Below are 13232 nucleotides of genomic sequence, written 5' to 3' on the forward strand. Positions count from 1 at the left end.
GGGGCGGGGCAGCCGGACGCTTCGCGGGCGGGACGGGCCAGATCGCTGCGGTGCCGCTGGCGATGTCGCAGGCCGCGGGCGACTGGCGCTTTGCGGGCGGCAGGCTGGATGTGACCGGCGCGATGCGGATCGACGACGCGACCGACGCGCGACGCTTCGAAACGGTGGCGACGCGCGACTTCGCGCTGACAATGGCGGGCAACCGGATCGAGGCGACGGGCACGCTGAGCGGCCCCGTGACCGGGATCGAGGTGGCCGATGTGGCGATCCGCCACGACCTGGCCACCGGCACGGGCGATGCCGCGATCGACGTGCCGGGGGTGCGTTTTGCGACCGACGGCCTGCAGCCCGCCGCGCTGACCCGGCTGGCGCTGGGCGTCGTCGCCGATGTCGAGGGGGTCGTGACCGGCCGCGGCCGCATCCGCTGGTCGCCCGACGGGGTGGACAGCGACGGCGTGTTCGCGACGCGCGACCTTAACCTGGCGGCGGCATTCGGCCCGGTGACGGGGCTGAGCGGCGAATTGCGCTTCACCGACCTGCTCGCGCTCGAGACCGCGCCCGGCCAGACCGTGGCGCTGGCACAGGTCAATCCCGGCATCGCGGTGACCGGGGGACAGGTCACCTATCGCCTGTTGTCGGGCCAGCGGGTCGCGATCGACGGCGGGCGCTGGCCGTTTGCGGGCGGCGAGCTGGTGCTCGAGCCGACCGTGCTCGATTTTTCGACCGCGCTGCCCCGGCGGATGACGTTCCGCGTCGTCGGCGTGAACGCGGCCGGATTCCTCCAGCAGTTCGATTTCAAGAACCTCAACGCGACCGGCGTGTTCGACGGCGAGCTGCCGATGGTGTTCGACGCCAGTGGCGGGCGGATCGAGAATGGCCGGCTGATCGTGCGCGAGGGCGGCGGCAGCATCGCCTATGTCGGCGAGCTGTCGGAGGAAGACCTGGGCACCTGGGGCAATTTCGCGTTCCAGTCGCTCAAGTCGATTCGCTATCAGCGGCTGACGCTCGACCTCAACGGGCCGCTGGCGGGCGAGATGGTGACCGAGATCAGCTTTGCCGGGGTCAGCCAGGGCGAGGGGACGAAATCGAACTTCCTGACGCGGCGGCTGGCGCGGCTGCCGCTGGTGTTCAACGTGCGGGTGACCGCACCCTTCCGCCAGTTGCTCGATTCGGTACAGTCGCTCTACGACCCGAGCCGGCTGGTCGAGCGCAACCTGCCGCAGCTGATCGAGCGGCAGCAGAATGCGGTGCCGGACGTGCCGCGCGACGTTCAGCCCCGCGAAAGCGACGCCATGCCAGAAAGGAGCCAGTGACGTGATGAGATGGACAGGGGAAATAGGCGCAGGCTGGCGCAGGACGCCACGGGTCGGCGCTGTGACGGCCCTGTTGGCGACGGGGCTGCTGGCGGGGGGATGCGTGACGGTGAATGCGCCGGACAAGCCGATCGTCATCAACCTGAACATCAAGATCACGCAGGACGTGGTGTATCGACTGGATGGCGACGCGAAGTCGCTGATCCAGCAGAACCAAGGAATATTCTGATGACCAAGCGACTGAAGATAATCCTGGCCGCGGGCATGATGGCGGCGATGGCGACGGCCGGCACCGCGCTGGCGCAGCGCGACCCGGCCTATCAGGCGGCGCGCAGCCAGGGCTTGGTCGGCGAGCAGGAGGACGGCTATCTGGGCATCGTCGGCACCGCGTCCGCCGATGTCCGCGCGCTCGTCCAGGACATCAACATCAAGCGCAAGGCCGCCTATACCCGGCTGGCGACCCAGCAGGGCGCGACCGTCGAGCAGGTGGCGTTCGTTTCCGGGTGCAACCTGATCGCGCAGACGGCGCCGGGCGAGAAATATCGCGCGCCGGATGGCAGCTGGCAGACGCGGGGCGCCGGCGCGCCGGTGCGTGACGCACGCTGTGTGTGAGCGCGCGGGGGCGCGGCGACAGGGTCGCGCGCGCCCCTTGACCGCGCCGTTGGGTTCACTAGCCTTTGGGGCAGGTCGTCCGCCGCCTCCCCAGGGATGGTTGACTCGATCGCCCGGCATTCCTAAACGGCGCCTGCCTTGGCGGGTTCGCCGACCGGCATTCTTTACCCTGTCGCTCGCGTTTCCCGGACGATCAGGAGGAAGGCATGGCGGAGAACGAACCCGGACCGGAACCCCTTGAGGAGGATGCCCGCCTGCGGGCGCTCGACGAGCGCCTGGCGCGGGCACGAACCGAAGAGGCGGTCAGGACAGGGGCGGCGCGCGAGGCCGAGGGCGGGCAATACCGCATGGGCAATCGCGTGCTGGCCGAGCTGATCGGGGGGATGGTCGGTGGCGCGGTGATCGGTTGGGTAATCGACCAGTTCGCCGGCACCAGCCCCTGGGCGCTGCTCGTGATGCTGGCCCTGGGGGTCGTCGTCGCGTTCAGGAACATCATTCGGATTTCGAGCCGGCCGCCGGAGTAACCCGCGGTCGTCATATCGGGCAGAGGCCCAAGGGAAGACCGGCGAAGTGGCAGAAGCAGGCAAGATCGATCCGATGTCGCAGTTCCGGATCGAGCCGGAATTTGGCGGGGCGTTCGAGCTGTTCGGCCAGCAGATCGCGTTCACCAACAGCGCGGCGTTCATGGTCGCGGCGCTGATCGTCCTGTGGGTGTTCATGCTGGGCGGCATGAAGCGCGAAGTCGTGCCGGGCCGCTGGCAGATGATGGTGGAGGGCTTCACCGGCTTCATCCACAATCTGCTGAGCGCCAATATCGGGCATGCGGGCAAGAAGTACCTGCCCTATGTCTTCACGCTGTTCATGTTCATCCTGTTCGCCAACCTGCTCGGCCTGCTGCCGCTGGGGCTGTTCGGGGTGCATCCCTTCACCTTCACCAGCCATTTCACCGTCACCGGCGTGCTGGCGATCCTGAGCTTCTCGATCGTGCTGATCGTCGGCTTTGCCCGTCATGGCCTGCGCTTCTTCAGCCTGTTCGCGCCCAAGGGCACGCCGCTGCCCGTGCTCGTCCTGGTCGCGCCGATCGAGTTCGTGTCGTTCATGGTGCGCCCGTTCAGCCTGGCGCTGCGGTTGTTCGTGGCAATGACCGCGGGGCACATCTTGCTCAAGGTGCTGGCCTATTTCATCGTCAACGCGGCCAATACCGGCGCGGGTACCGGCCTGATCGTCGGCATCCCCAGCTTTGCGCTGATGGTCGGCGTATCGGCGCTGGAAGTGCTGGTCGCGGGCGTCCAGGCCTATGTCTTCGCGCTGCTGACGTCGCTGTACATCAACGATGCCGAGCATCTGCACGATCATCATTGATCGCGCGCCACGATTTCGAGTTTTCGCTTTTCTTTCAACGGTTTTTCGCAAGGAGTTTATAATGGACGCTGATTCGATCAAGCTGCTGGGTGCCGGTCTCGCCGCGATTGGCGCGGGCCTCGCCGCGGTGGGCGTGGGCAACGTGTTCGCCGCCTTCCTCGAAGGCGCGCTGCGCAACCCGTCGGCCGCCGCCAGCCAGCAGGGCAACATGTTCATCGGCTTCGCCGCCGCCGAGCTTCTGGGCCTGCTCGCCTTCGTCGTCGCGGTGCTGCTGATCTTCGTCGCGTAACGCGCGCCGACGAAACGTCACGGGCCGGGACGATCCCGGCCCGGCTTGTCCGGGAAATGCTGAATGCCGCAGATCGACCAGATCGCTGAGACCTTTGCCAGCCAGTTCTTCTGGCTCATCCTGACCTTTGGCCTGGCCTATCTGGTGATCGGCCGGGGCATGGTGACCAAGGTGCAGGCGACGATCGACGACCGCGATGCCCGGATTGCCGGCGACCTTGCCACCGCCGAAGCCGCCCGCCGCGAGGCGGACGCGGTCGAGGAACGCTGGCGGGCGCAGGAAAATGCCGCGCGCGAGGCGGTTCAGGCGCGCATGGCCGACGCCCGCGCCAAGGCGGCGGCGGAGACCGAGGCGCTGCTGAAGGCGAGCGATGCCGAGCACCAGGCGCGGATCGCCGAGGCCGAAGCGCGCATCGCCACGGCGACCCGGAGCGCCACGACCGAGCTGGAGGCGCTGTCCGCCGAACTCGCCCGCGATATCGTTGCGCGCGTTTCGGGTGCGACCGTGAGTGAGGATGTGGCGCGTGGCGCCGTGAAGGCGGTGATCCATGGCTGAAGCTGCAACCCATTCGACCGGCACCCATTCGACCGGCACCGAAGTGCCGCATGCGTCGCCGACTGCGCTGCTGCTCGACCCCACCGGCTGGGTGTCGCTGGCGATGGCGGTATTCATCGCGATCCTGTTGTGGAAGGGCGTGCCCCGCCTGATCGGCGGGATGCTGGACGGCCAGATCGCCGCGATCCGCAACCGGCTGGACGAGGCGCGGACGCTGCGCGAGGAAGCCGAGAAGCTGCGCGATGAATATGCGCGCAAGATCGCCAATGTGGAGCAGGAAACCGCCGCGATGGTGGCCAATGCCGAAGCGGAAGCGGCGGCGGTGCTGACGCGCGCCAAGGCGGATGCCGCCGAGCTGGCGGCGCGGCGCGGGCGCATCGCCGAAGACAAGATCGCGGCGGCCGAGCGCCAGGCGATCGCCGATATCCGTGCAACCGCGGCCAATGCGGCGGCACGGGCGGCGGCGACGATCATCGCCGACCATCATGGTGCCGACGCCGACCGTGCGCTCGTCGACCGCACGATCGCGGGGCTCAACCGGGTCAACTGATCGCTTGCGGCGCGCCCGCGCGCGCGGCAGTGTCGGCGCAACCGGGCCCGCGACTCGCGCGGCGCCCGCACCGGAGATTTTCGCATGCGCCTCGCCCTTCGCCTGTCCCTGATCGCGCTGTCGACCATTGCGCTGCCTGCTGCTGCGCAGGACATGGACCATTCGCAGCACGCCGCGGCGACGACGCCCGCGGCCGCGTCGCGGCTCAGCCTGGAAACCCCGATCGAGACGATCGCGGCCGATCCGGCGGGCAAGGCGGCGCTGGAAGGCGGATTGCCGGGCATCACCAGCCACCCGTCCTATGACATGTTCAAGGCGATGACGCTGAAGGACCTGCAGCCGATGTCGGGCGGGCAGATCACCGACGAGACGCTGGCGAAGATCGCGGCGGAGCTCGCCAAGATCAAGTAAGCGGGTTCCTGACCGACCGCCCGTCATCCCGGGCCTGGTCCGGGGCCAGGCCGCGCGAGCCGCGCGGGTGTTTCGCCGTGCGTCGGCGGGCGCGCGTGGATGCCGGGTCACGTCCGGCGTGACGGGACTGCTGGCATAATCGCACTATGCCTGGAGAGCCATTCCGGTCGCGGTCGCCCTTCCGCGCCCTAGCCATCGGGCGCACCGCCGCCTAGATCACGTCGACGATGTCGCAGCCCAATTCGCCCGATCGCTTCAACGAAACCGCCGCGACCTATGCTGTGCGTGGCTCCGACGCGCCCGACCTCGATGCCGGCGTGGCGGCGATCCGTAACGTCGTGAAAACGTTGCCGGTGCGGCCCGGCGTCTATCGGATGCAGGATGCGCGCGGCGACGTCTTGTATGTCGGCAAGGCGCGGGCGCTGAAGAACCGCGTCACCAACTATACCCAGGTCGGCCGGCTGACCAAGCGGCTGCAGCGCATGGTCGCGCAGACGCGGTCGATGACGATCGTCACCACCAACAACGAGGCCGAGGCGCTGCTGCTCGAGGCGCAGCTGATCAAGCGGTATCGCCCGCCCTACAACGTCCTGTTGCGCGACGATAAATCGTTCCCGTTCATCCTGTTGCGCGGCGACCACGACTTTCCGCGTGTCCAGCTGCATCGCGGCGCGCGGCGGGCGAAGGGCAATTATTACGGCCCGTTCGCGGGGGCGGGGCAGGTGCGCAAGACGCTGAACGCGCTCCAGAAGCTGTTCCTGCTGCGCAGCTGCACCGACGGTTTCTTCAACAGCCGCGACCGGCCATGCCTGCTCTATCAGATCCGCCGCTGTTCGGCGCCGTGCGTCGACCGCATCGACGCGGCGGGCTATGCCGAGCTGGTCGCGGATGCCAAGGACTTCCTGGCCGGCAAGTCGACCAAGGTGCAGGAAAAGCTGGGCCAGCAGATGCAGGCGGCGGCGGAAAACCTGGATTTCGAGCTGGCCGCCGTGCTGCGCGACCGGCTGAAGGCGCTGACCTATATCCAGGGCAGCCAGGCGATCAATGCCGACGGGGTGGGCGACGCCGACATCTTTGCGCTCGCTTGCAAGAGCGGCGTGATGGGCATCCAGGCCTTCTTCATCCGCGGCGGCCAGAATTGGGGGCACCGCAGCTTCTTTCCCGCGCATACCCAGGACGTGCCGGAGGACGAGGTGCTCGCCCAGTTCCTGATGCAGTTTTATGAGGAGGTGCCGCCGCCGCGCAACGTGCTGGTCGACCGCGAGCTGGCCGAGGCACCGCTGCTCGCCGAGGCGATGGCCGAGCGCGCCGGGTTCAAGGTCGCGCTGTCGGTGCCGCAGCGCGGCGCACGCCGGCGGTTGATGGACCAGGCGACGCGCAACGCGGTGGAGGCGCTCGACCGGCGGCTGGCGGAGGGGACGACGCAGGCGAAGCTGCTGCGCGAGGTCGCCGAGCTGTTCGACCTGGCCGAACCGCCGCAGCGCATCGAAATCTATGACAACAGTCATATCCAGGGCACGCACGCGCTGGGCGCGATGGTGGTGGCGGGTCCCGAGGGGTTCCTGAAGAACCAGTATCGCAAGTTCAACATCAAGCGGTCGGAAACGACGCCGGGCGACGATTTCGCGATGATGCGCGAGATGCTGTCGCGCCGGTTCAAGCGCGCGCAGGACGAGGACCCCGACCGCGAAGGCGATCGCGACGGCAATGGCTGGCCCGACCTGGTGCTGATCGACGGCGGGCGCGGGCAGCTGAATGCGGTGCGCGAGGTGCTGGAGGAGCTGGGCATCGAGGATGTCTGCCTGGTCGGCGTCGCCAAGGGGCCGCATCATGGCCGCGAGGGGCGCGAGGTGTTTCACCTGATGGACGGGCGCGAGTTCCAGCTGCCGGTCAATTCGCCGGTGCTGTTCTTCCTCCAGCGGCTGCGCGACGAAGCGCACCGCTTCGCGATCGGCGCGCATCGCCAGAAGCGCGCCAAGGCGATCGGCGCGAGCCCGCTCGACGAAGTGCCCGGCATCGGACCGGCGCGAAAGAAGGCGCTGCTGATGCATTTCGGCACCGCCCGCGCCGTGCGTTCGGCCAGCCTGGAGGACCTGAAGAAGGCACCAGGCGTCAGCGCGGCGGTGGCGCAACAGGTGCATGATTTCTATCACAGCCGGTGACGCACCCGTAACAAAGCATCTTGGCGTCCTTCATCGATGCCCCTAGCGTGACCATCGGGTCGAAAAAAACGGGGCGTTGTATGATGTTGCGTGGGGTGGCGGTCGTGGCCGCGCTGGTGCTGGCCGCGGGGCCGGCATGGGCGGGGGAGTCGGTGATCTATGCCCCCGTGCCCGAATGGGTGAAGGCGGCGGAATTGCCCGAGCGCGAGACGAAGGCGCAGGCCGGGCCGCGCTTCGTGATCTTCGATCAGCAGCATCGCCTGTCCGCCGGCGAGCGGTGGCAGTATTTCGACAGCGCGCAGCGCGTCGCGTCGACCGAGATGCTGAAGGAAGTCGGCACGCTCGCGATCAACTGGCAGCCCGAAAGGGGCGACCTGCGCGTGCACCGGCTGGAGATCATCCGCCGCGGCGAAGTGATCGACCTGTTGAAACAGGGCCAGAAGTTTCAGGTGCTGAAGCGTGAGCCCGGGCTCGAGCAGCAATGGCTCGACGGCCAGTTGACCGCGACGCTGGCGATCGAAGGGCTGCGCGTCGGCGATATTCTGAGGTTTGCGGCATCCATCACGTCAGCCGACCCGGTGCTCGGCAAGCATGTCGAGACCGTGCTGCCGTTGCTGCCCAAGCCGCTGCAGATCAGCTTCGGTCGCGCGCGGCTCGTGTGGGACGATAGCGTCCAGCTGACGACCAGGACCTATGTCGACGGCGTGACCCTTGCCCCGCCCCGCTCGACGGGCGGGCTGCGCGAGGTCGAAGTCACGCTGCCCATTGCCAAGCTGCCGGAGATTCCGGGGGATGCACCGGTGCGTTTCCAGCCGCTGCCGATCCTCGAAGCGAGCGATTTTGCGAGCTGGTCCGACCTGTCGCGCCTGATGGCGCCCTATTACCAGACGAATGCCGCGATCACGCCCGATGGCGCGCTGGCCAAGGAGGTCGCGCGGATCAGGGCGCTCAGCGCCGATCCGCGCGTTCGTGCGGCAAAGGCGCTGCAGGTCGTGCAGGACGAGGTGCGATACCTGTATCGCGGCATGGATGGCGGCAATTACCGGCCCCAGGCACCCGAGCAGACCTGGTCGTTGCGTTATGGCGACTGCAAGGCGAAGACGCTGCTGCTGCTCGCAATGCTCGACGCGCTGGGGATCGAGGCGGAGCCGGTGCTGGTCAATTCCAGGCTGGGCGACGGATTGCCGGGTCGATTGCCGAGCGCGGGTGCGTTCGACCACGTGATCGTTCACGCCCGGATCGACGGCAAGTCGCTGTGGCTGGACGGCACGATGAGCGGCCAGCGGCTGGAGGATATCGAGGACATCCCGTTTTTCCGGCACGTCCTGCCGCTGCGTGGCGAAGGGGCTGAGCTGATCGAAATGCCGGGGCGCCCCCGCGTACGGCCCGACATGGCCGTCGTCTTTGAGGTTGACGACAGCGCCGGGGTCCAGTTTCCCGAGCCGTTTACGATCGAGGTCGGCTATCGCGGCGATATCGCGGTCAAGCTGGAACAGGCGCGATCTCAGGTCGGTAATGAGGAACTGGCAAAGATCGTCGAGCAGTTGATCAAGCCGTTCGTCGAGTCTGGCACGATCACGCGCCACGCGATTCGTTATGATGCAGCGTCCGGGATCGCCACCGTGCGGGCGGAGGGGATCGCCTATTCCGACTGGTCGCAGCGGGGTGATCGGTGGACGGTGCCGATCGGGCTGGTCGACAAAGCTTTGAAATTCGATCCCGACCGCGGTCGAGCCGCCTGGAAAAACCTGCCGGTGGTGGTGGGGCCGCCCGGCAAGGTCGAATCCACCGTCCGGATCAAGCTGCCGGCCGGGGCGGGATCGACGGGTTTGGAGGGCGCACTGACGACCGACGTGACGGTGGCGGGCTCGCGATGGCGGCGCGAAACCGCGGCGGAGGGACAGTGGCGGGTCGTCGAAGAAGAAAGCGAAACGCTCGAACCCGAAATCGCGGCCGCCGAGATCGGGCGAACCAAGGATGCGGTCGCGCAAGTGAAAGCTGCGGCTGTCCGAGCGTTTGTCGTCGATCCAAAGCCACGCTGGCAGCACGTTGCCGAGGCCAAGGGTACGCGGCGCTTCGACGCGATCCTGACCGGCTATGCCACCGACATCGCCGAAACACCCGATGAGGCCAGGCCCTATTACCACCGGGCATGGTTCAAGTCATCGATTTACGACTGGGCGGGCGCGCTCGCGGACATGAACCGCGCGATCGAAATGGAACCCAGCACCGACTATCTGCTCGAGCGCGCCAATATTCATCGTGCGCTGGCCCAGGACGAACAGGCTCTGGCCGATGTTCAGGCTGCGCTGGAGCTCGAACCCGGATCGCGCGCGGCGATTTCACGTCTGGTGGTGCTTGAGGAATTGGCGCCGCCATCGGACACGCTGGATTTGATCGGCGACCGGGCCAGTGCATCGAGCGACGAGGGTCGGGCGTTCTTGCGAATCAAGGCGCAGTTGTTGTCGCGGATGAACGATCCCGACGGCGCGATCGCCGCTTTGACCGCGGCGATCGAGGCCAGCCCGAACAGCGACAGTTTGCTGAACGAGCGATGCTGGTTGAAGGGTTTGATGAACGTTTCGCTCGACACCGCCATGGTCGATTGCAACCGTGCGATCGAGCTGGGCCGGGCCCCGTCGGCCGCTCTGGACAGCCGCGCGCTGATCCATCTGCGCATGAACGACCTGGATCGCGCGCTGGCGGATCTCGACGCCGCGCTCAAATTGGCACCCGACCAGGCCAGCAGCCTTTATCTGCGCGGCATCGTTCGGAAGTTGAAGGGTGAGCGGGCGCAGAGCACGGCGGATTTGGCGGCGTCACGGCTGATCTGGCCGCGTATCGACGCGGAAATGGGTCGATGGGGCGTCAAGCCGTAAGCCGGCGCTGACGGAATCTTCACGCCCGCCCGGTAGGGGCGGCTGCATGGCCACGCCCGTTTTCCTGACCGTCGATACCGAGCTGATGTGGCGGCACCATGCCGCCGGGCTGCCGCTCGACGAGATGGCGCGGCGGTCGCTGGAGCCGGCGGGGGTCGGCGTCGGCTGGCAGCTGGAGCAGCTGGCCGCGCATGGGCTGAAGGCGACGTTCTTCGTCGATCCGATGCCGGCGCGGGTGTTCGGGATCGAGCCGATCCGGCGCGTGATCGCCGCGATCCTGGCGGCGGGGCAGGAGGTGCAGCTGCACCTGCATCCCAACTGGACCGGCGCGCGCGCCGATGATGCGGGCGCGAGCCATGCGTCGTTCGAGCTGATCGACTATGCCCAGGACGAACAGCGCGATCTGATCGCCACCGCCGCCGATTTGCTGGTCGAGGCCGGCGCGCCGGTGCCGGTCGCATTTCGCGCCGGCAGCTATTCGGCCAATGACGCGACGCTGGCGGCGCTGGCCGAATTGGGCTTTGCCTATGACAGCAGCCATAATGGTTCCGAACACCCTTGGCCGAGCGCGATTGGCCTGCCGCCGCGCCGCATCGCGCCGGTCGCGCATCAGGGTGTGATCGAGGTGCCGGTGACGCTGATCGAGGACCGGCCGGGGCATCTGCGCCATTTCCAGATCTGCGCGCTGTCGGCGGGCGAAATGGCGGCGGCGCTCGACCATGCCGTGGCACAGGATCAGGCGGCGGTGACGATCGTCAGCCACGGCTTTGAGCTGGCCAATCGCGCGGGCACGCGGGCCAATGGCGTGCATGTCCGCCGCTTCGTCGCGCTGTGCGAGATGCTGGCGGCGCGGCGGGAGTCGCTGCCGACCGTGCACTTCGCGGATCGGCCCGCATTGCGGCTGGACCGCGACGATGCGCCGCTTTCGCCCGACTTGCTCCGCACGACGCGGCGGCGGGTCGAGCAGCTGTGGTCCAACTGGGTCGAGGAGCGCGCGGCGTGAGCGATGCGATCCGCCTGCCGCTCAAGTTCCAGATCGGCGCGCGCACGCTGGCGGCGGTGCACCGCCCGCTGGTGCGCGTATCGCTGAGCCTGGACGACGCGATTGCCGGGCGGCTGCCGATCCTCCCGCCGCTGCCCGCCGGCGCGCAGGGCTGGCTGGTGACGTCGCTGCCGGTGGCGCTGGCGGAAGATGTGCGCGGCCTGATGGGCGGGATGCTGGCGTTCGAGCGGCAGCGTTACACGCGCTATTACGTCGATCTGACGATCGGCGCGGACGCGTGGCTCGCGGCGCTGTCGGCGAGCACGCGATCGGCAACCAAGCGCAAGGAAAAGCGCGTCGCCGCGCGATCGGGCGGGGGGCTGAAGGTGACGCGCCACGCGACCCCGGACGAGATGGTTGCATTCCATCCGCTCGCCCGCGCCATCGCCGCGCGCACCTATCAGGAGCGGCTGCTGGCCGCCGGGCTGCCCGACACGCCCGCGTTCCGCCAGTCGATGCTGTCGCGCGCGGCGGCGGGACAGGTGCGTGCATGGCTGCTCCATATCGATGACCGGCCGGCGGCCTATCTCTATTGCCCGGTGGTCGCGGGCGACGTGATCTACGAGTTTCTGGGCCACGACCCCGATTTTGCCGAGCTGTCGCCGGGATCGGTGCTGCAGGTCGCGGCGCTGCGCGACTTGTTTGCGGAGGGCGGTCTCAAGCGGTTCGACTTCACCGAGGGCGAGGGCCAGCACAAGCGCCAGATGGCGACCGGCGGGGTGGAGTGCGTCGACCTGCTACTGCTGCGCCCGACTTTGGCCAACCGTGGGGTGGTAGCCGCGATCGCTGGCTTCGACCGTGCGGTGGCGCTGGGCAAGCGGGTGCTGGGGGGTGACGCGGCACGGTGGCTGCGGCGGGGGTAGGGTGTGACGTCATAGAAGCGGTCGGTCGGCAAACGATTCCGTTGCGAACGTATCAGTTCCATGATTTCTTGGTGGCGATGACTTTCCGGGGCAGCAAGTGGGTAGTACTTGGTTCGATAGCATTGATCGCTTTCGCTGCGGCGTTGTTCTTTGCTTGGCTGGCGGGCGGACCTTACACGAAGACATGGCCCACCAAATTTGATGCGGCACGTTGGAAGGCTTCATCCGCAACGTGGTCTGGTCCTGATGCTCGCGCAGATACCGTGCGTTGCGGTATGTTGTTAGACCTAACGTTTCGCATCGGCATAGGTGGTCGGCGACATTCCGAGCTGATCCAAATGTTGGGGGTTCCAGCGGGAGATTCGGCCAGCGGATTTTGGACGCTGTGCCCAAACTTCATGGATCACTGGATATTGGAAGTTGATTGGCGCGATGGTCGAGCTTCCAACCCGCGCGTCCGGGACTCGTAGACGAAACGCGACGTCCTCTCACCATCCGAATCCAGCCGTAAACCAAACGCTCAGTTAGCAGTCAATAACGAGCTCCCTGCCGTGCGCGGCGAGACCGCGCGCTCCCCACATTTCCCTCACCGCTGCGCCCACGCTAAGCCGTCCCCATGCACCTGTCCGCCTCCGCCATCGTCCTGACCGTGCGTGCGCATGGGGAGCACGGGGCGGTGGTGCGGGCGATGACCGAGGGGGCGGGGGTGCTCCCCGGCTATGTACGCGGCGGACGGTCGACGCGGTTGCGGCCGGTGTTGCAGCCGGCGAACGAGATTACTGGCGAGTGGCGGGGCTGACCGTCGAGCTGGTGCATAGCCGCGCGCCGTTGTTCGAGGAGCCGCTGGCCGCCGCTGCGCTCGAATGGGTGACGGGGCTGACCGCGCTGGCCCTGCCCGAGGGGCAGCCCTATCCGCGGCTGCATGCGGCGCTCGACGGGGTGATCGGCGCGATCGAGGCGGCGCCGGCCGCGCGGGGCTGGGCGGTGGCGCTGGTCCGCTATGAGCTGCTGGTGCTGGCCGAGCTGGGCTTCGGCCTCGACCTGTCGCAGTGCGTGGCGACGGGGGTGCGCGACGAGCTGGCGTTCGTCAGCCCCAAGAGTGGCGGCGCGGTGAGCCGGGCGGCGGCGATGGGGCATGAGGCGCGGCTGTTCGCGTTGCCGCCATTCCTGCTGGCCTGTCTCTTATACACATCT

General features: G+C 67.7%; 13 protein-coding genes and 1 pseudogene. All 14 read left to right on the forward strand.

Annotation, left to right across the window (positions count from 1 at the left end; translation table 11 throughout):
• On the forward strand, window positions 1-1313 hold a 1313-nt coding region (locus AX676_RS02935; RefSeq protein WP_197417791.1), incomplete at its 5' end, for an intermembrane phospholipid transport protein YdbH family protein.
• A gap of 61 nt (window positions 1314-1374) precedes the next feature.
• A complete protein-coding gene (locus tag AX676_RS17005) occupies window positions 1375-1542 on the forward strand; it encodes a YnbE family lipoprotein (protein WP_231726224.1) in 168 nt (55 codons plus the stop codon).
• Window positions 1542-1925, forward strand: coding sequence for a YdbL family protein (locus AX676_RS02940; protein WP_066477385.1), 384 nt, complete (start codon window positions 1542-1544; stop codon window positions 1923-1925). Before AX676_RS17005 ends, AX676_RS02940 begins: the two co-directional genes overlap by 1 nt.
• Window positions 1926-2131: 206 nt before the next feature.
• A complete protein-coding gene (locus AX676_RS02945; protein ID WP_066477387.1) occupies window positions 2132-2449 on the forward strand; it encodes an AtpZ/AtpI family protein in 318 nt (105 codons plus the stop codon).
• A 46-nt stretch (window positions 2450-2495) separates the two neighbouring features.
• Complete coding sequence (locus AX676_RS02950; RefSeq protein ID WP_066477388.1) at window positions 2496-3287, forward strand: F0F1 ATP synthase subunit A; 792 nt, start codon at window positions 2496-2498, stop codon at window positions 3285-3287.
• A 61-nt stretch (window positions 3288-3348) separates the two neighbouring features.
• Window positions 3349-3576: a F0F1 ATP synthase subunit C gene (locus AX676_RS02955; protein WP_066477390.1), complete on the forward strand. Its 228-nt coding sequence runs from the start codon at window positions 3349-3351 to the stop codon at window positions 3574-3576.
• 63 nt (window positions 3577-3639) lie between these two features.
• Window positions 3640-4131: a F0F1 ATP synthase subunit B family protein gene (locus AX676_RS02960; RefSeq protein ID WP_066477392.1), complete on the forward strand. Its 492-nt coding sequence runs from the start codon at window positions 3640-3642 to the stop codon at window positions 4129-4131.
• On the forward strand, window positions 4124-4681 hold the full coding sequence (locus AX676_RS02965; protein WP_066477395.1) for a F0F1 ATP synthase subunit B family protein: 558 nt from the start codon (window positions 4124-4126) through the stop codon (window positions 4679-4681). Before AX676_RS02960 ends, AX676_RS02965 begins: the two co-directional genes overlap by 8 nt.
• An 84-nt stretch (window positions 4682-4765) precedes the next feature.
• Window positions 4766-5092: a hypothetical protein gene (locus AX676_RS02970; protein WP_066477397.1), complete on the forward strand. Its 327-nt coding sequence runs from the start codon at window positions 4766-4768 to the stop codon at window positions 5090-5092.
• Between the two features lie 227 nt (window positions 5093-5319).
• Complete coding sequence (gene uvrC, locus AX676_RS02975; protein WP_066477399.1) at window positions 5320-7254, forward strand: excinuclease ABC subunit UvrC; 1935 nt, start codon at window positions 5320-5322, stop codon at window positions 7252-7254.
• Window positions 7255-7334: 80 nt separating this feature from the next.
• Window positions 7335-10133, forward strand: coding sequence for a DUF3857 domain-containing protein (locus AX676_RS02980; protein ID WP_066477400.1), 2799 nt, complete (start codon window positions 7335-7337; stop codon window positions 10131-10133).
• Between the two features lie 46 nt (window positions 10134-10179).
• A complete protein-coding gene (locus AX676_RS02985; protein WP_066477405.1) occupies window positions 10180-11136 on the forward strand; it encodes a polysaccharide deacetylase family protein in 957 nt (318 codons plus the stop codon).
• Window positions 11133-12038 carry a GNAT family N-acetyltransferase gene (locus AX676_RS02990; RefSeq protein WP_082730891.1) on the forward strand — a complete coding sequence of 302 codons (906 nt, stop codon included), beginning with the start codon at window positions 11133-11135 and terminating at the stop codon, window positions 12036-12038. Before AX676_RS02985 ends, AX676_RS02990 begins: the two co-directional genes overlap by 4 nt.
• A gap of 616 nt (window positions 12039-12654) precedes the next feature.
• Window positions 12655-13232 (forward strand): annotated as a pseudogene (gene recO / locus AX676_RS03000) (DNA repair protein RecO); the annotation flags it as partial.

This window comes from Sphingomonas sp. CCH21-G11 (assembly GCF_001555965.1).
In the GTDB taxonomy this organism is placed as follows: domain Bacteria; phylum Pseudomonadota; class Alphaproteobacteria; order Sphingomonadales; family Sphingomonadaceae; genus Sphingomonas.

Coding starts and splice junctions, on each gene's coding strand:
- AX676_RS02985 (WP_066477405.1), top strand. CDS start 10,180: ATGGCCACGCCCGTTTTCCTGACCGTCGATACCGAGCTGATGTGGCGG.
- AX676_RS02955 (WP_066477390.1), top strand. CDS start 3,349: ATGGACGCTGATTCGATCAAGCTGCTGGGTGCCGGTCTCGCCGCGATT.
- AX676_RS02940 (WP_066477385.1), top strand. CDS start 1,542: ATGACCAAGCGACTGAAGATAATCCTGGCCGCGGGCATGATGGCGGCG.
- AX676_RS02980 (WP_066477400.1), top strand. CDS start 7,335: ATGATGTTGCGTGGGGTGGCGGTCGTGGCCGCGCTGGTGCTGGCCGCG.
- AX676_RS02945 (WP_066477387.1), top strand. CDS start 2,132: ATGGCGGAGAACGAACCCGGACCGGAACCCCTTGAGGAGGATGCCCGC.
- AX676_RS02970 (WP_066477397.1), top strand. CDS start 4,766: ATGCGCCTCGCCCTTCGCCTGTCCCTGATCGCGCTGTCGACCATTGCG.
- uvrC (WP_066477399.1), top strand. CDS start 5,320: ATGTCGCAGCCCAATTCGCCCGATCGCTTCAACGAAACCGCCGCGACC.
- AX676_RS02965 (WP_066477395.1), top strand. CDS start 4,124: ATGGCTGAAGCTGCAACCCATTCGACCGGCACCCATTCGACCGGCACC.
- AX676_RS02960 (WP_066477392.1), top strand. CDS start 3,640: ATGCCGCAGATCGACCAGATCGCTGAGACCTTTGCCAGCCAGTTCTTC.